The following is a 16,770-nucleotide window of genomic DNA, read 5'->3' as shown; positions in this document are numbered from 1 at the left end:
CTCTTCGGCGAACGCCTGAAAGGGGGCGGCAACCAACTGGTTGCCGCCCCCTTTTTGCTGTTTGGGGTGCCCATGCCCACTTCTCCTCCCCAAATGCTTCCCGATTCGCAGCCCGGCCACAGGTAACGGACAATGGATAGGTGCCATCAGCAAGAAGCTCCGCAACTGCCCCATCGCCTGTTCCCAAGCCGGGAGCGCGGGGAGGCAATGCCGTCGCGGGTATTTCCCTCCCGTGGCAGCTTGCGGGTCTGGCGGTGCTCTTCCTGACATTGGCCGCGGCCCTCATCTTCTCCGGGGCGTCAGCTGCCCGCCAGGTCTCGGACCCAGGGGTGTTGGTCCGGTGGGGCTTGCCCTTCGCGAAAGCTGTCCACAACGTTTCCGTGGCCACGGTTATTGGTGGCTTGGTCTTCGCAGTCGGAATCCTGCCCAAGAACCTCAAGGTATCGCGATCCCGTGAGAAGGATCTTGAGGAGCCGGAGCATCCAGCTTTCGCACGCGCCCTTGCCGTTGCCGCTGCGGCAGGCGCCGTATGGACGCTGTCCGCAGTAGCGGTCCTGGTACTGACCTACGCGGATGTTGCGGGTCAGGGACTTTCCGGCGACGCTGAATTCACCCGCTCACTGGTGTACTTCATGACGGACATTGAGACGGGCAAGGCCTGGCTGTCCATCACCATCATTGCCGCGGTGGTCACCACTGCGCTGTTCGGCGTCCGTTCGTTGACCGGGCTCGCGTTCACGCTCCTGCTGGCCCTGATCGGCCTGGTTCCCACTGCGCTGATCGGTCACTCTTCAAGCTCCAGCGACCATGAAGGTGCCATCAACTCCTTGGGCCTCCACTTGGTGGGCGTCTCCACGTGGGTGGGCGGCATTATCATGCTCGCAGTCCTTTCGGGCTTACTCACTGGTTCCCGAGCTTCTGGAACGAACGACATCACCGAGCCGACCCTCCGACGTTTCTCGGCCCTGGCAGGCTTCGCCTTCGTCCTGGTATTCGCCTCCGGCGTGATCAACGCCGCCATCAGGGTTACCAACCCCGCTGATCTTTTCGGCTCCCCCTACGGCCAACTCATCGTTGCCAAAGCCCTTGCCACGCTGGTGCTGGGCGGCATCGGCTTTATGCACCGCCAGTGGGTCATTCCGCAGCTCGGCAAGAGCGGATCGATGTCTGCCCGCCGGGTGCTGTGGCAGCTGGTTTTGGTTGAGCTGCTGGTGATGGGCGCGACGTCGGGCCTCGCCGTTGCGCTGGGACGCTCGGCCCCGCCGCAGCCCACTACTTACGCGCCGGACGCCTCGCCGGCCTTTATCCTGTCCGGCTATGAGCTTCCTCCTGAACTTACGCCGGAGCGATGGCTTACCGAATGGCGTCCTGACTGGCTGTGGGTCGGAGTAGCGCTATTCGGCGCTGCCTCCTACATCCTGGGGATCATCAAGGTCCGCAAGCGCGGTGACACCTGGTCCTGGTTCAAAACAGTGAACTGGATTATCGGGTTCGTGATTCTCACATACATCACGTCGGGTCCACCAGCCGTCTATGGCAGGGTGCTGTTCTCTGCCCATATGGTGGATCACATGGCCTTGACCATGGTGGCACCGATCTTCCTGGTGCTTGGTTCACCGGTGACCCTTGCGCTGCGGGCACTCCCTTCCCGGGGTGAAGGTGCTCACGGTTCGCGCGGCCTTCGGGAGTGGTTGCTGCTGTTCGTGCATTCCAAGTTCTCCCAGGTGGTCACGCACCCGCTCTTCGCCGCTGCGAACTTCGCCGGATCCATCGTGCTGTTCTACTACTCGGACCTTTTCGGCCTGGCGATGCGGGAGCACGTAGGCCATGAGCTGATGAATCTGCACTTCCTGTTGACGGGCTACATTTTTGTCCTGAGCATGATCGGCAGCGATCCACTCCCGCGCCGGGCCCCGTACCCAATGCGCCTGCTGTTGCTGCTTGCAACCATGGGGTTCCACGCGTTCTTTGGAGTGGCCATCATGGGCGGTACTGGACTGCTGGCCGCCGACTACTTCGGAAACCTGGGCCGGACCTGGGGTGCATCGGCCATAGCAGACCAGCAAATGGGCGGTGCCGTGGCCTGGGGCATTGGTGAAGTGCCCACCTTGCTGGTGGCAATCGGCGTGGCCGTCATGTGGTCGCGCTCGGACGAACGGGAGACCCGCCGGGTGGATCGGGCGGCAGACAGGAATAACGACGCCGACCTCAGTGCTTATAACGATATGTTTGCCCGGCTCGCCGACCGCGATGCCAAGATGGCCGGCAGGACAGCCCAAGCCACCCGGACGGCTCCGGCCGAACACTCCGCAAAGGACAGCGCGCCGGAGCCGGACCGCGAAGTCCAACCGGACAGCACCACCGGGCAGACCGAACGAAACACCAAGCTGGAAGGACGCTGATGAGCGAAACCGTACGTACCCAACACCGGGTCCGGGCTTCCGAACTGGAGGGCCGCGGCTGGCTCAACACGGGCGGCAAATCCCTGGATCTCGAGTCCTTGCGCGGAAAGATCGTGCTGCTCGATTTCTGGACCTTCTGCTGCATCAACTGCCTGCACGTGCTGGACGAGCTGCGACCCCTTGAGGAGAAGTACTCGGACGTCCTGGTGACGGTCGGCGTGCATTCGCCCAAGTTCGAGCATGAGGCGGATCCCGTCGCTCTGGCCTCTGCCGTTGAGCGCTACGAAATCCACCACCCTGTGCTGGATGACCCTGAACTCGCCACGTGGAAGGCCTACACGGCTCGCGCATGGCCCACCTTGGTGGTTGTGGATCCCGAGGGCTACATCGTTGCCCACCTTTCCGGTGAGGGTCACGCAGATGGCCTCGCGGTGCTGCTCGAGGAACTTGTTGCCGAGCATGAAGCCAAGGGAACCCTTCACCGCGGCAACGGTCCCTACGTTGCTCCGGTGCCGACGTCGGGCACTTTGCGCTTCCCCGGAAAAGCGACGCAGCTCGCCAACGGCAATTACCTCGTGGTGGACTCCGGCCACCACCGCCTGGTGGAACTCCGCCCCGATTTGAAGACCGTGGAGCGCGTCATCGGCTCCGGCACGAAGGGGTACTTGGACGGGCAAGCGGAGATCGCGCAGTTCAACGAACCGCAGGGCGTGACTCTGCTGCCGTCGGAGCTCGCTTGGAAGCTGGGCTACGACGCCGTAGTCGCCGACACCGTCAACCACCGCCTGCGTGGAGTCACGCTGAGCTCGGGTTACGTGCAGACGCTCGCCGGAAAAGGCGTGCAGCGACTGCTCGACGCCGGTCCGGCCCGCGTGACGGATGCCGGCGCCGGTACATGGTCTGAACACCACGACGGCGGTCCTGCAGACTTTGCGGCCGACGCCATCGATGTTGGGGTGCTTGGCCTCGGTACCGGGGTTTCCTTGTCCTCGCCATGGGACGTGGTCTGGAGCGAAAAGCTGCAGCGCGTTGTCATCGCCATGGCAGGAACCCACCAGATCTTCGCCTTCGACCCCCTGGCCAACGAGGTCTCCATCCTCGCCGGCTCCGGGCTTGAGGGCCTGCTGGATGGCAAGGCCGAGGAAGCCTGGTTTGCCCAGTCGTCCGGCCTGGCCATCGACGGCGAAGGCAACATCTGGGTGGCTGACTCGGAAACGTCGTCCTTGCGTCGCCTGATTGTCAGCGATACAGGTGTGACTGTGGAAACCGCCGTGGGCAAGGGTCTGTTCGATTTCGGGTTCCGTGACGGCGATGCGAGCGATGCCCGCTTGCAGCACCCCTTGGGCGTCACCGTACTGCCGGATAATTCAGTGGCCATCGCGGACACCTACAACGGTGCCGTTCGCCGGTACGACCCCGCTACTAAGTCTGTGTCCACCTTGGCGAGGGGCCTCGCTGAGCCCAGTGACGTCGTCGTGGTCCAGGTGGAAGGCAGCGATCCGCTGCTGATCGTGGTGGAGTCGAACAAGCACCAACTTGTCCTGGTGCCGATCCCCAAGGAAGCCCAGCAGGTGGATGAGGGCGCGTCGCAGACGCATCGGCCCAAGAGTCCGGTCACGCCAGGGAACCTGGAGCTCGCAGTGCGTTTCAAGGCTCCTACGGGCCAGAAGCTGGATGACCGTTGGGGTGACCCCACGCAGCTCAAGATCTCCTCCACTCCGCCGGAACTGCTGCTCTCTGGAGGCGGAACGTCTGTGGGACTCTTGCGCACTCTTGAGTTGTCTGCCGATGTTCCCGAGGGCATCCTTCACATCACTGCCCGCGCGGCGGCATGTGATGGACCCGAGACCACAGACGGTGAAATTCCGGACCACGCAGCCTGCCACCTGTACCAGCAGGACTGGGGCATTCCAGTGATCCTGCAGGCCGACGGTGAATCCGAGCTGGTGCTCGATCTGCGCGGCATGGACTAGGCCTGCTGAAGTGGCCCGGGTTTGACCCTTGAGAGGGAGGACCCGGGCCTCCTTCATGCCCACAGCCTCTCCGGAACTGGGCCAGCTGTATCGAGCGCATAGAGCGGGGAGTGCTGGGTCTTCCTGGTGCGGATCCTGAGTTTGTTGCGGCAGCCAAAGCGAGATCGCTACTGACGTGCGCGTCTGCTGCAGGCCGTTATGGCCTATGGCTGCTTCACCAACCAACCGAGCCCCACTATTGGCAAAGCAACGGTCGGCGAGCGATCGGATGCGTCAGCCACCGCCTGCCTCTGTCCCAGCCTCGGCACGAACCGTTCGTTGCACTGCCGGATGTCCTATTGCACGCGCTGCTTTGCCTGCCCGCGTTGGAATCACTTGTGATGGTCGAAAGTGCCTTCATTCGCGGCGACATCACAGCGGAATACCTGCGGCGACACCTGGTGGGCAACCGGTGTGGGCGGGCCCGTGAAGTCCTTGCCAAAGTTGATCGTGGGGCGGGTTCCTTGATCGAAACCTTGGCGCGTGTCCTGTTCAGGGATGTGGGGATCCGGACAGAGACCCAGGTCTGGATCGACGGCATAGGAACTGTGGACTTCCTCCTTGAGGGCTTCCTGATCATCGAAATCGACGGGCTGGCGTTCCATCTGAATCCGCGTCAGTTCAAGAAGGATCGTCGGAGGGACAACGAGGCGATCCGGCAGGGCTTGTTGGTGCTGAGGTTCTTCTACGACGATGTGGTCCACACGCCGGATGCGATGCTGTGGCACGTTCGTGAGGTCCTTCGCCGGGGCCGCTTGGTGTAACCAGCCCAGTTTTGGGCCGCTCCGTGCGGGCCCAAGCTTAGACTGCGCGCCTCAGGTGATGAAAGGTGGGCCAGCGCGACGCGGCCTAGAAAGTCAGCATCGGGGTGACTGTCACGGTGTTGTTGTCCGTGTCCAGCTGGGTGGTGAAGCTGAAATCGTGCTCCACGTTGAGGTCGTTGACCAGGCCCGTGAACAAGTTGACCTCGCGGGCGGACACCCTTGCCTTGCCGTTGAGCGGGGCTACGACCCACTTGCCACCGAAGGGTTCGATGGTGATCTTGGGGTACTCGGTAATTTCCCACTTGATGGTTCCGTCCACGACGCGCGCGTTGCTGGCGTGGTAGAACGGGCAATCAGGTTGGAGGCGCTGTTGCTCTGTGGCTTGGGCGGCACAGGTGTCCAGGAACTCCCGCACTTTAGCTGCGACGGCTTCGTTCATGGCTTTGGTTGACCGGGTCTGCAGGTTCAGGGGTGCCTGGCCGCCGTCGCGGCTTGAAACGAGGGCAGAGGCTGCGGGAGCCTCGAAGTAGGTGCCATTGAGGCTGGCTTCGTATTTGCCGGGGTAGAACACGGCAAAGGTGTTGCGGCCGTTGGGCATGTTCACGGGGACGCCGTTTAGCGCTGCCTCGCTGGAGTTGACCACCGTGACTTCAATGGTGGGCAACGTGATGGGAACAAACGCCCATTTGCCGAAGAACAACCACTGGGTTCCGGTGCGCTCCATCAGGAATTCGGTGTGGAGCCGGTTACCGTCCAAGGTGTAGTCCACGGGCACGGCAACACGGTCGGTGCCCCTGGACTCAGCATTTCCCAGTTTGATGTCCGAAAGCTTTGAGGCCGCCGTTTGCAGGGCCGTGCCGTCGAGCATGGCGGCATTTGCGCTGGGCACTTTTGCCCGCAACAGACCCAGGGCTTGCTCACCTTCGCCCTTCTGCAAGGCGTCTAAATACTCCCGGACAGGCTGTTGCGGACTGGCCACGGAGGAGCTCACCAGGTTGATGCAGACGATGGCTCCGGCGGCAGCAAGCATCAGACCGAGCAGCCATCCGGCTGCGGTCCTGACTATCGCTTGACTCAACTGCACGCCCTTTACGTTACCTGCCGCGGCAGCGATAGCTGTGCAGGAGGGCTTCAGCGTGACCTGCGAAGACGGTTCGTCAAGAGCCCGACGGCGGGTGGCAGCACGCGCTGCGGCCACCCGGCGTCGTGGTTCCGGCAGCTAAAGCGCCGTGCATTCGGCGGCCAAGCGTCATGCTTCCGGCAGCAAATAAGGACTAGCGGCGGCGCCGCGTGGAGGTACCGAAAACGCCGCGCATGAGGTCGCGGCCAAGCTGGGTGCCGATCGACCTGGCCATGCTCTTGAGGCCACCGCCCAACGCCCCGCCAAGGACGCCGGCGAGGTCGCCCAGCATGCCGCTGTCCTGCTGGGGCGCTGGTGCCGGCGCCTGTGAAGGCGGGGCAGGCGCAGGGGCAGGGCGGGAGCTCGGGCGGCCGAGGATCTCCTCCTCGATGCGGCGAGCTTCGGCGTCGATGTCGTAGGGGGAGCCCCCGGAAGCGCCGGGACCGGACGAGCTGCCCGGAACCGGCGGCAACCCCGGTGCGGCGTCGCCCGTGGAGGGTACGGCGTTGCTGGTGAGCTTCTCGTAGGCGGAGATGTTGTCCAGGGCCGTACCGTACTTGACCAAGAGAGAAGACGAGGCAACCGTGCTGCGGATGAGGTCGTCGGTGCTGGGACCCATCACGGATTCGGGCGCACGAAGCCGGGTGAGGGCAACGGGTGTGGGCGCGCCTTTTTCGTTCATCACGGTGATGACGGCCTCACCAATGCCTGCGGAGGTGAGCGTCTCTTCGAGGTCGTAGTCGCTGACGGGAAACGTGGACACAGTGGCCTTGAGTGCCTTGGCATCCTCCGGTGTGAATGCGCGAAGGGCATGCTGGACCCGGTTGGCGAGCTGGCCCAGGACATCGGCGGGGACGTCTTTGGGTGTTTGGGTGACGAAAAAGATGCCGACGCCCTTGGAACGGATGAGCCGGACCGTGGTGGTGATGGCCTCGAGGAAGGCCTTGGAGGCGCCGCTGAAGAGCAGGTGTGCCTCGTCCAGGAAGAACACCAGCTTGGGCTTGTCGAGGTCGCCGGCTTCGGGGAGGTCCTCGAACAGGTCGGCCAGGAGCCACATGAGGAACGTGGAGAACAGCAGGGGCTTGGTCTGCAAAGTGGGCAGCTCAAGGCAGCTGACCACGCCGCGGCCATCGGGCGCCGTGCGGAGGAGCTCTGCGGTATCGAACTCCGGTTCGCCGAAGAACCTTTCCATGCCCTGCGCCTCAAGCGTCACCAGCTCCCGCAGGATGACTCCGGCAGTGGCTTTGGAGAGTCCGCCAAGATCCTCCAGCTGTTCCTTGCCCTCGTCCGAAGTAAGGAACTGGATGACGGCACGGAGGTCTTTGAGGTCGATCAGTTCCAAGTTGTTCTTGTCCGCAAAGTGGAAGATCAGTTGAAGGCTGGACTCTTGAGTGTCGTTGAGGTCCATGATGCGCGAGAGCAGGATGGGCCCGAACGAGGTGATGGTGGCGCGGATCGGGATTCCGTTGCCGTCCCCGCCCAGGCTCAGGAATTCAACGGGGAAGTTCTTTCCCTGCCACTGCTGGCCCAGGGCCTCAGTGCGTGCGGTCAACTTTTCACTGCCGGTTGCCGCCGTTGCCAGTCCGGAAAGATCACCCTTGATGTCCGCGAGGAAAACCGGAACACCCGCCGTCGAGAGCTGTTCGGCGATCATGTGCAATGTGACCGTCTTGCCGGTACCGGTGGCGCCCGCCACGAGGCCGTGGCGGTTCATCATTGCGAGCGGGAGCCGGACCTGGGCCTCTTTGTGGATTTCACCATCCACGATCGCCGCACCCAGCTCGATGGTGGCACCTTGCAGGGTGTACCCCTGCTGGATGGTGGCAAGTTTTTCAGCAGTGGTTTTGTTGGCCATGCGCATAGCTTAGCCGGGCAGTGCAAGATCCTTGCTGAACGCCAAATGCTTGATTTCCTCCGGGTCTGCGGCGAGGTCAAAGAGTGCTTTGTAGCCTGTGGCCAGATACAGGTTCTTGGCCTCGGGCTGGCGCGGGCCGGTGGTGAGGTAGAGCTTCCTGTAGCCCCGGCGTCGTGCCTCGTTTTCCAACTCTGTGAGCACGCGCCGTGCCAGCCCGCGACGACGATGCGCAGAGTGGGTCCAGATTCTCTTCAGCTCCGCGGTGTGCTCGTCGTAACGCCGGAACGCACCGCCGGCAACGGACTCGCCGTTCTCCTGGATGATGATCAGGGCACCATGCGGCGCTGCGAATTCCTCGGCCGGGTAGCGGCTCAACTCCTCTGCGGCGCCCCCGGTGCCGAACAGGGTCCCGTAGCGGGTGTCATATTCGACGGCGAGTTCGTCCAGGAGCGGACGCACGCGGGGATCGCGCATGGGCAGGCTAAGGACGGAAAGGCCCGACGTCGGCAGGGTTGGCGTTGTGGTCATGTCAGGCCTTTCGTAGTTGGGCGGGCAGCAGCAACGGTGGTCAGGATCCTGCGGGCCAACGCGTCGTTTTCCCGGAAAGGCGCCGCATTGGTGTTGGGGCGGGCAAATGCTCCCGCGCCCCAGCCGGACGTCCACGGTCCCACCGCAAACAATGTGTCCTCTGCTGTACCAACAGGTGACAGGACCTGGTGATTCCCGGAGACCAGGAGTTTGCCCGTGGAGTGCGCACCCTCGGAGGTAAGCAGCCTCTGTTCGGTGCCCCGTCCGGCGTCGTGCAGGTCTGCCAGGGCGGGATTCGCCGAACGTTCCACGGACGCTGACGGCAATCGTGCCTCGATGTATGCGGAAGCATCCACCACCACAGGCGACTGGAAGGAGCCAGCCACAAACCGGCCCGTTGATTCGTCGGTGCGTACCCACATGCCCGACCCCAGGAACTTCAGGAACCCGGCCCGGTGCAGTGCGAGCATTTCACGCAGACGGTGTGGCGGCGGCCCGGAATCCACGAAGCTAAAGAAGCCGTGCCACCAGCCGTGGATCGCCTGTTGGGAGCGTGCATTGAGCCGATCCTGCGGGACCAACCGGCCAAGGTCCATGTAGACGAACAACAACGCGGTGAAGAGTGCGAGTGTTTCGGAATGGTCAGCGCTGGTTCGGAGGTCTAGATCGTGTTGGATGTACGCGGCCACCGAGCGCTGCACAGCCTCGTGATCGGCGAAGGCGCAACCGCTGAGGGGGTGGTCCAGGGCTTCGAGGTCCAGGTGCAGCGCGGGATCAGGGACCGAGAACTCAACCAGCTCTTCCCGTGCGCTGCTGTACCAGTCCACAGCGTCGAACCTCGCCTCGAAGCTGGCCCACGTCCCCAAGACCCGCGACGGGTAGCCCGTGAAGATCTCGCGGTAGTAGGCATAGCCGGCATCCTTGGCAATCAATGGCCACAGTTGGGATCGGAAATCCAGTTCCTGGTGATTGGCCAACAACGCATCAACAGCCGCGGCCGTGAAGTACCGCGGCCGTGCGATCGGCTCACCGCGCAGCACTGAGGAAATCTTGGAGTGGTACGGCACGCCGCGTCGTGAACCTACCCAGAGACTCGGTTCGGCGCCGGAGGGCACGTACTTGAGTTCGCCGTCGGGCCTTTCCACGAATCGGCCGCCGCGGCCCTCGAACAGCAGCACCAACAGATCGACGAACGCGAGCCCCATGCCGGACACGATCACGTCCTGGCCAGCTTCAATTCCTGAGTAGTCCACGTCCGTTGTGTACGACGGCGGCGCATGGAACCCACCGTGGCGGGCAGCAAATTCGCTGAAGCGGGCGGACTCGTCGTCCGGCAGCGAATCGGTATGGCCCAGGGCGTAAACCACGACGTCGGCCGTCACCTCTGCCCCGGAAGCCAACCGCACATAGTGCGCCCCGGCGTCGGACGAGCGCTCGACGGCGGTAGCCGTGTCCCGGTGGACCGTCACGATGACCTCGGACCCCAGGGCGGTGACTGACCGACGGAAGAACCATTCGAGGTACTTGCTTTGCAGTTGCCGGGTGGGAAAGGACGCAGGAGTCAGGTCGCGAAGTTGCGCGAGAAGGTGCGGTTCCAGCGCGGGCACGTCGCGGATGCTCCCATCCAGCACACCTGCTGCCCAGGTGGCCAGGCCGGGGCCGTCGACGGGAGGACCGTCGCACGCCACGGACGCGTCGGTGAACATGGTGACGTCCGCGGCGGTGGAGTTCAGCAGCAGGCCCGGGCTCTGGTCATAGCGCCAGATCCTTCCGGAGCCCGGCTCATACGGCTCCACGATGTGAATGTGCAGCGGCCCATCGAATAATCCGGGCCGGCTCGCTGCCAGTCTTTCCAGGACGCCGGCCGTGCGCGGGCCGCCGCCGATGAAGGCGATGGCTGGAACTGGTGACGGCATGGAATCTCCTGAAAATACAGCGGGTGGTGCAGCCCAATCTAGGGAGGCGATGCCGCCCCGGTCGAGGAGCTGGTAACGGCCGTTCACTGCGCGTCATCCAGCGTTAACGGGCGCAAAATTCAGACTCATATGGCGTTGCGTGAAGTCCCGTGAACCCGCGCTAAGTCCAGTGAAGAAGTGCAAATTTCCGCCTTGCTGGCCGTCCCGTGCGCACCTAGATTGGCAGCCATCCGATAGTCAACAACCGATCTGAAAAGAGGTGGCGCATGAGTGCGATCGCACCGCCTGCCACGGCAGAAACTGCACCTGCCACCACGGATTACTCCGACTACAAACTGGTCCCTGCCCGGCACCCGTGGCGATGGGTGGGTACTGTCCTGGTGGCTGCGGGCGTCGCAGCCATTGCGTGGTCGCTTGTCACAAACCCCCGTTGGGAGTGGGGAGTGGTGGCGCAATGGTTCACGGCACAGTCCGTGGTGAATGGCCTGGTGGAAACGCTCAAGCTCACGGCGATCTCCGGAGTGTTGGGATTCGTCCTGGGATTTATCCTTGCCCTCATGCGCTTGTCCGCGTCGCCGCTGCTGGTCTCGGTTTCCTGGACGTTCTCCTGGATTTTCCGCTCCACGCCGCTGCTGGTCCAGTTGTTGCTTTGGTACAACCTCGGATACCTCTACGAGAAGATCAGCCTGGGCATCCCTTTCACAGACGTCCGCTTCTTCGAGGCCCAGACCACCACGCTCATCAGTCAGTTCGCAGCCGCAGTCCTGGGCCTGACCCTCAACCAGGCTGCCTACTCCGCAGAGATCATTCGTGGCGGCATCCTCTCGGTGGACCAAGGCCAGCTCGAGGCAGCTTCCGCACTGGGCATTCCCGCCTGGAAGCGCTCCACACGGATCGTGCTGCCGCAGGCCATGCGCGCCATCCTGCCCAACGCCTTCAACGAGATCATCGGCCTGGTCAAGGGCACGTCGATCGTCTACGTCCTGGCGTACTCGGAGCTCTTCTACACGGTCCAGGTCATTTACAACCGGACCCAGCAGGTGTTGCCGCTGCTGCTGGTCGCAACACTCTGGTACGTCGTCATTACGTCCGTGCTGAGTGTCTTCCAGTACTACATCGAACGCCACTTCTCGAAAGGCGCGGTACGCAACCTCCCGCTCACCCCGCTGCAGAAGGCCCGGAAGTTCTTCGCCACCCACGTAGCTGTTTCACCCACAAAGGACGTCCGATGAGCATCATCGCCGCACACAAAGAATCCACGACGACGGGAAAGGTCGCAGACGAAACCCAGGCTGAAGCTCCCGCTGGCGCTCCTGCCAGCACGACGACGGCACAGCCCGCCGCTGCCACCCGTGGACAGGTGGATATCACCAACGTCCGAAAGTCCTTCGGCCCTACCGAAGTCCTCAAGGGTGTTTCCTTGTCCGTCCCGCCAGGCGGTGTCGCGGTGATCGTAGGACCGTCCGGCTCCGGAAAGTCCACACTGCTGCGCACCATCAACCACCTGGAGAAGGTGGATGGCGGCTTCATCACCATCGACAACGAGCTGGTGGGCTACCACGTCCGTGGGAACAAGCTCCATGAACTGCGTGAGAAGGACATCCTCAAGCAGCGCACCAACATCGGCATGGTTTTCCAGAGCTTCAATCTTTTCCCGCACCTCACCGCCCTGGAAAACGTCATCGAAGCGCCAATCGTCGCCCAGAAGCGATCCAAGGCTGAAGCCAGGAAGCGTGGCCTGGAACTCTTGGACCGGGTGGGCCTGAAGGACCGGGCCGATGCCTTCCCGCGGCAGCTCTCCGGTGGCCAGCAACAGCGGGTCGCGATTGCGCGGGCACTGGCACTGGACCCCAAGATCCTGCTCTTCGATGAGCCCACCTCGGCGTTGGACCCCGAACTGGTCAATGAGGTTTTGGACGTCATCCGCGAACTCGCCAAGTCAGGCACCACGTTGATCATCGTGACCCACGAAATGGGTTTTGCCCGGGACGTCGCGGACACCGTGGTGTTCATGGACCAGGGCCAGATTGTTGAGTCCGGCACGCCCCAGGAAATCTTTGGCAACCCCCGTGAAGAACGCACCCGAAGTTTCTTCTCCAAGGTCATCGAACCGGCTTTCAACATCTAGGAAGAAGTCCTCCATGTTTCGCATCACCCAAAGCAAACTCCTGGCACTCGCTGTACTGCCCGCCGTCGTACTTCCTGCGCTCGCCGGGTGCTCCGATCCTGGTGCGTCGGCAGCCAAGCCGGAATCTGAAGCCGCGAAGAACGGCATCGTCTACAACACCTCGGTGGACCAGAACCGGATCCGCGCTGACAAAGATACAGCCGCTGCAGCCAACGTTCCCGCACCAATCGCCAAGGACGGCAAGCTGACGGTGGCCACCACCGCGGGTTCCATACCCCTGTCCTTCCACGCCACGGACGACAAGACGCCGATCGGAGTGGAGGTGGACATCGCCCAGCTCGTGGCCGACAAACTGGGCCTGGACCTGGACCTGCAGGTGACGTCGTGGGAGAACTGGCCGCTCAAGACACAGTCCGGCGATTTCGAAGCCGTGTTCTCCAACGTGGGCATCAACGCCGCCCGCGTGAAGCTGTTCGATTTCTCCACCTACCGCGCCGCGTACATGGGCTTTGAAGCGAAGAAGAGCTCCAACTATGACATCAAGGGGCCGGACGATATTTCCGGCTTGAAGATTTCCGTGGGCTCGGGTACCAACCAGGAGAAGATCCTCCTCGCGTGGAACAAGGAACTGGAAGCCAAGGGCAAGGCGCCTGCCACGTTGCAGTACTACTCCTCGGACGCCGACACCATCCTGGCCCTGTCCTCCGGCCGGACTGACCTGAACCTGGCTCCGTACCCGTCTGTGACCTACCGCGAGAACACCCGCGACGACCTCAAGGTGGTGGGCAAGGTCAACGCAGGCTGGCCTTCCGAGACCCTGGTAGCTGCCACCACGCTCAAGGGCAACGGGCTGGCTCCGGCAATCACGGATGCCCTTAACTCCACCATCAAGGACGGCTCCTACGCCAAGGTCCTGGAACGTTGGGGCCTTTCTGAAGAAGCCTTGCCGGAATCCAAGACTGTCACTGAAGCTACGTTCGGAGCAGGCAAGTGAAGTTCCAGGTCCTGGACATCATCCCGCACCTGAAGAATCCAGTGACTGGAGAGATCGTCTCCACGGCCGACCGCCTGAACCAAGTAGTGGAGACAGCCCGCCGCGCCGAGGACCTCGGTTTCGACAGTTTCTCCGTGGGGGAGCGGCACGCTGGCGAGTTCGTCTCGTCATCCCCGACGACGGTCCTCGCCGCGGTTGCCGCTGTCACCAGCCGCATCCGTTTGCAGACCGGCGTCACCGTCCTGTCGGTGCTGGATCCAGTTCGCGTGGCCGAGGACTACGCCACGATTGACCAACTGAGCCGTGGCCGTCTGGAACTGGTGATCGGCAAGGGCAACGAGGTACTGCAGTACCCGCTCTTTGGCTTGTCCCTGGACGACCAATGGGAACTGCTCGCCGAAAAGTACGCTCTGCTGCGCTCGCTGTGGCGCAAGGAGAGCGTCACGTGGTCCGGCAAGTTCCGCCCTGCCTTAACGGAACCGACTACGACGACGCCACGCCCCTTCGCGGGGTCGCCCCGGATTTGGCACGGCTCGGCTACAACCTTGACATCCGCTGCGCTCGCGGCCAAGTGGGGCGATCCGCTGTTCACGGCCAACGCCATCCAGCCCCGGGAGAACTACAAGGTCCTGATCGACCACTACCGCGAGGAATACGAGCGCCACGGACACGATCCGCGCCACCAATACCTCGGCTCCGGGAGTGGTGCCGGCGGCGTATTCATCGCGGACACCACGCAGGAAGCGAAGCGGCAGTACGGTTCGGTGTACGAGGCGCTCACTGTTGGGCGCAATGTTCCCGGCAACAACTCGCCGTTCCGGGATATCGACCATGCCGTGGCCGAGGGGCCAGTGTTGGTGGGCAGCCCGGAGCAGGTCATCGACAAGATCCTCAGCTACCACGCGCTGTATGAGCATGACCTCCAATCGATCTCGCTGCCCACCACGCTGCCCTTCGAACAGCAACTGGAAATCCTTGAGCGCTTCGCGTTGGAGGTCATTCCGGCCGTGCGCGCAGCGGCACCCACCACCCTTTGGGAAACCGGCGACCCGTTCGCTGGACGCCCCGAATTTGCAGGCGCTACCGAACCCGACGCCGCAGCCACCGTCACCGCAGACCACGCCTTCAACAGGAGCGATAACGCATATGTCTACGCACACTGAAACAGCACTCGAGGCCTTTGAAGAAGACTGGCAGGAATGGCACGCCGCCCACGAACGCCACCGTGCCGACATCCACGGCTTTCTCGCCGTAACCCACCTGCACTGGCTCACCAACGAGGCAACCCCGCTGGAAGGCGTCCCGGGCATCTGGAGTGCGGAAGCCGACGTCGTACGGGTTGTCCTGGAGTCCGGAGAAAGCCTGCAGCAGGACGGCGTTGAACTGAACTCGGACGCAGGTAAATCGCTGGAGTTCGGTCCGATCGAGGAACGCGGCGGCATAAACCTGGTCTCCGGTAACACCGTGATCGAGGTAGCGAAGCGGGGCGGTGAGTACATCGTTCGGCCTCGGAACCCGGAAAACCAGTTGCTGCAGAACTACCAGGGCACACCTGCCTACACGCCCAATGCTGCGTTCGCCGTGGCCGGTACGTTCGTGCCGTTCGAGGCACCGCGCCCCACAACCGTGGGTGCCGCCGTCGAGGGTATCCAGCACGTTTACGAGGCACCGGGTGAGATCCGGTTCAAACTTGCCGGACAGGAATTGGCTCTGACGGCATTCAACGGCCACGCGCCGGGCTCGCTGTCCCTGCTGTTCACGGACCAGACCTCGGGCAAGACCACGTATGCGGCCAACCGCTCGCTCTCCGTGGTTCCTGCAGCGGATGGCACCGTGCAGCTCGATTTCAACCGCGCCGTCAACCTGCCGTGCGCCTACACCGATCTCGCCACCTGCCCGCTTCCACCCGCGGAGAACCGGCTGCCCGTGGCTATCGAAGCAGGCGAAAAGATTCCCTACGAACGACAGGACCAGAAATGAGCTCTACTGAAGAAAAAGCAGGCGGATTCCTGGCTATCGAACTCGATGGCGCCGGTTATGAGAGCCTCGCCCGCGCTGTCCTCGCCGCCGAGTCAGCTGGCTTCCACGTCGCCACCTTCGCGGATGCACCGGCCCCAGGGAGGGTCAATGCTCTCCAGCGTGCAGCCTACGCCGGGCCCCTCACCAGGAACATCGCCCTGGTTCCGGAAGTGGACACCGTCTACACGGAGCCCTTCCACATTTCCACGCAGCTCGCGAGCCTGGATTACGTGTCCGGCGGCCGAGCCGGCTGGATCGCCACCGCAGCGAACTCGCGCGAGGCCGCTGCCGCCGTCGGGCGTTCCATCGTCGAAGGTGACGCGCTGGCTCAGGAAGCTGCTGCGTCCATCGAGGTTGGCCGCCGATTGTGGGATTCCTGGGAGGACGACGCCGTCATCCGCGACGTCGCCACCGGACGGTACATCGACGTCGACAAGCTTCACTACGTGGACTTCGAAACCCCCGCCGACTTTGCTGGCCCTGCATATTCCGTGAAGGGGCCGTCCATCATCCCCAGGCCGCTGCAGGGCCAGTTGCCTGTGCTCGCCGCTGCCTCCCTGGTGGGCGACGGTCTGGTTTCGGTGGATGCCGTGGACGCTGTGCTGGTGTCTGCTCCGACGCCCGAACTGCTGGCAGCCGAGGTCCGCGACGTGCGGGCCCGGCTCGCTGCTTCCGTTGCGATTGTTGCAGAGCTCGACGTCGTCCTCGACTCGCGGGGGCAGGCTGCGGCTTCGCGCTTGGACACCTCGCAGGACGACGGCCGGGCGCGGTTTGTCGGCTCGGCGGCCGGTCTAATTGGGCTGCTCGACTCGCTGCTCAAGGAGGCCGACGGCGTCCGTCTCCACCCGGCTGTCCTGGACGTGGAACTGGAAGAACTGTCCCGGCTGGTGTTGCCCGAACTCCGCCGGCGCGGGTCTTTGCGTGCACCGATCCAGGATGGAACGTTCCGTGAGCTGCTGGGCGTGGGGCCAGCGGAGAACCGCTATTCGACGTCTGCCGCGGCCACTGCTGCCGCCGGAAAGTAAGGGATCA

The 16,770-nt window shown here is 63.3% G+C and carries 13 protein-coding genes; 9 read left to right on the top strand and 4 right to left on the bottom strand.

Annotated elements, in window-relative coordinates; translation table 11 throughout:
• Positions 1-140: 140 nt before the first annotated feature.
• The 3 genes from ACZ5G6_RS21250 (at position 141) to ACZ5G6_RS21240 (ending at position 5,178) form a co-directional block, all read left to right on the top strand.
• The gene (locus ACZ5G6_RS21250; protein WP_498687937.1) at positions 141-2,402 is read left to right on the top strand and encodes a bifunctional copper resistance protein CopD/cytochrome c oxidase assembly protein; all 2,262 of its coding nucleotides are present in this window, start codon (positions 141-143) and stop codon (positions 2,400-2,402) included.
• Positions 2,402-4,375 (top strand): NHL domain-containing thioredoxin family protein, encoded by a 1,974-nt coding sequence (locus tag ACZ5G6_RS21245; RefSeq protein WP_498687935.1) that lies wholly within the window; start codon positions 2,402-2,404, stop codon positions 4,373-4,375. The genes ACZ5G6_RS21250 and ACZ5G6_RS21245 overlap by 1 nt, the downstream gene beginning before the upstream one ends.
• A gap of 380 nt (positions 4,376-4,755) precedes the next feature.
• Positions 4,756-5,178 (top strand): endonuclease domain-containing protein, encoded by a 423-nt coding sequence (locus ACZ5G6_RS21240; protein ID WP_498691982.1) that lies wholly within the window; start codon positions 4,756-4,758, stop codon positions 5,176-5,178.
• A gap of 85 nt (positions 5,179-5,263) precedes the next feature.
• Here the strand turns inward: ACZ5G6_RS21240 and ACZ5G6_RS21235 are convergent, their stop codons facing one another.
• The 4 genes from ACZ5G6_RS21235 to ACZ5G6_RS21220 all read right to left on the bottom strand — a co-directional run bounded on the left by ACZ5G6_RS21235 (position 5,264) and on the right by ACZ5G6_RS21220 (position 10,597).
• Positions 5,264-6,292: a hypothetical protein gene (locus ACZ5G6_RS21235; RefSeq protein WP_498691980.1), complete on the bottom strand. Its 1,029-nt coding sequence runs from the start codon at positions 6,290-6,292 to the stop codon at positions 5,264-5,266.
• Positions 6,293-6,452: 160 nt separating this feature from the next.
• On the bottom strand, positions 6,453-8,153 hold the full coding sequence (locus ACZ5G6_RS21230) for a helicase HerA-like domain-containing protein (RefSeq protein WP_498687933.1): 1,701 nt from the start codon (positions 8,151-8,153) through the stop codon (positions 6,453-6,455).
• A 9-nt stretch (positions 8,154-8,162) separates the two neighbouring features.
• Positions 8,163-8,681 carry a GNAT family N-acetyltransferase gene (locus ACZ5G6_RS21225; RefSeq protein WP_498687931.1) on the bottom strand — a complete coding sequence of 173 codons (519 nt, stop codon included), beginning with the start codon at positions 8,679-8,681 and terminating at the stop codon, positions 8,163-8,165.
• Complete coding sequence (locus tag ACZ5G6_RS21220; protein ID WP_498687928.1) at positions 8,678-10,597, bottom strand: FAD/NAD(P)-binding protein; 1,920 nt, start codon at positions 10,595-10,597, stop codon at positions 8,678-8,680. The genes ACZ5G6_RS21225 and ACZ5G6_RS21220 overlap by 4 nt, the downstream gene beginning before the upstream one ends.
• Positions 10,598-10,863: 266 nt before the next feature.
• On the opposite strand from ACZ5G6_RS21220, the gene ACZ5G6_RS21215 reads away from it, so the two are divergent.
• The 6 genes from ACZ5G6_RS21215 to ACZ5G6_RS21190 are packed head-to-tail and all read left to right on the top strand — an operon-like array spanning position 10,864 to position 16,763.
• Positions 10,864-11,829 carry an amino acid ABC transporter permease gene (locus ACZ5G6_RS21215; protein WP_498687926.1) on the top strand — a complete coding sequence of 322 codons (966 nt, stop codon included), beginning with the start codon at positions 10,864-10,866 and terminating at the stop codon, positions 11,827-11,829.
• Positions 11,826-12,725, top strand: coding sequence for an amino acid ABC transporter ATP-binding protein (locus ACZ5G6_RS21210; protein WP_498687924.1), 900 nt, complete (start codon positions 11,826-11,828; stop codon positions 12,723-12,725). The genes ACZ5G6_RS21215 and ACZ5G6_RS21210 overlap by 4 nt, the downstream gene beginning before the upstream one ends.
• A 13-nt stretch (positions 12,726-12,738) precedes the next feature.
• Entirely contained in the window at positions 12,739-13,719 is a 981-nt protein-coding gene (locus ACZ5G6_RS21205; RefSeq protein WP_498687921.1) for an ABC transporter substrate-binding protein, read from the top strand.
• Entirely contained in the window at positions 13,716-14,882 is a 1,167-nt protein-coding gene (locus ACZ5G6_RS21200) for an LLM class flavin-dependent oxidoreductase (protein WP_498687920.1), read from the top strand. Before ACZ5G6_RS21205 ends, ACZ5G6_RS21200 begins: the two co-directional genes overlap by 4 nt.
• The gene (locus tag ACZ5G6_RS21195) at positions 14,866-15,699 is read left to right on the top strand and encodes a DUF1684 domain-containing protein (protein ID WP_498687918.1); all 834 of its coding nucleotides are present in this window, start codon (positions 14,866-14,868) and stop codon (positions 15,697-15,699) included. The genes ACZ5G6_RS21200 and ACZ5G6_RS21195 overlap by 17 nt, the downstream gene beginning before the upstream one ends.
• A complete protein-coding gene (locus tag ACZ5G6_RS21190; protein WP_498687917.1) occupies positions 15,696-16,763 on the top strand; it encodes an LLM class flavin-dependent oxidoreductase in 1,068 nt (355 codons plus the stop codon). Before ACZ5G6_RS21195 ends, ACZ5G6_RS21190 begins: the two co-directional genes overlap by 4 nt.
• Positions 16,764-16,770 lie beyond the last annotated feature (7 nt).

The sequence above is a fragment of the Arthrobacter sp. TmtSoilC51 genome (assembly GCF_055388015.1).
This window is presented reverse-complemented; position numbering and strand designations above follow the sequence as displayed.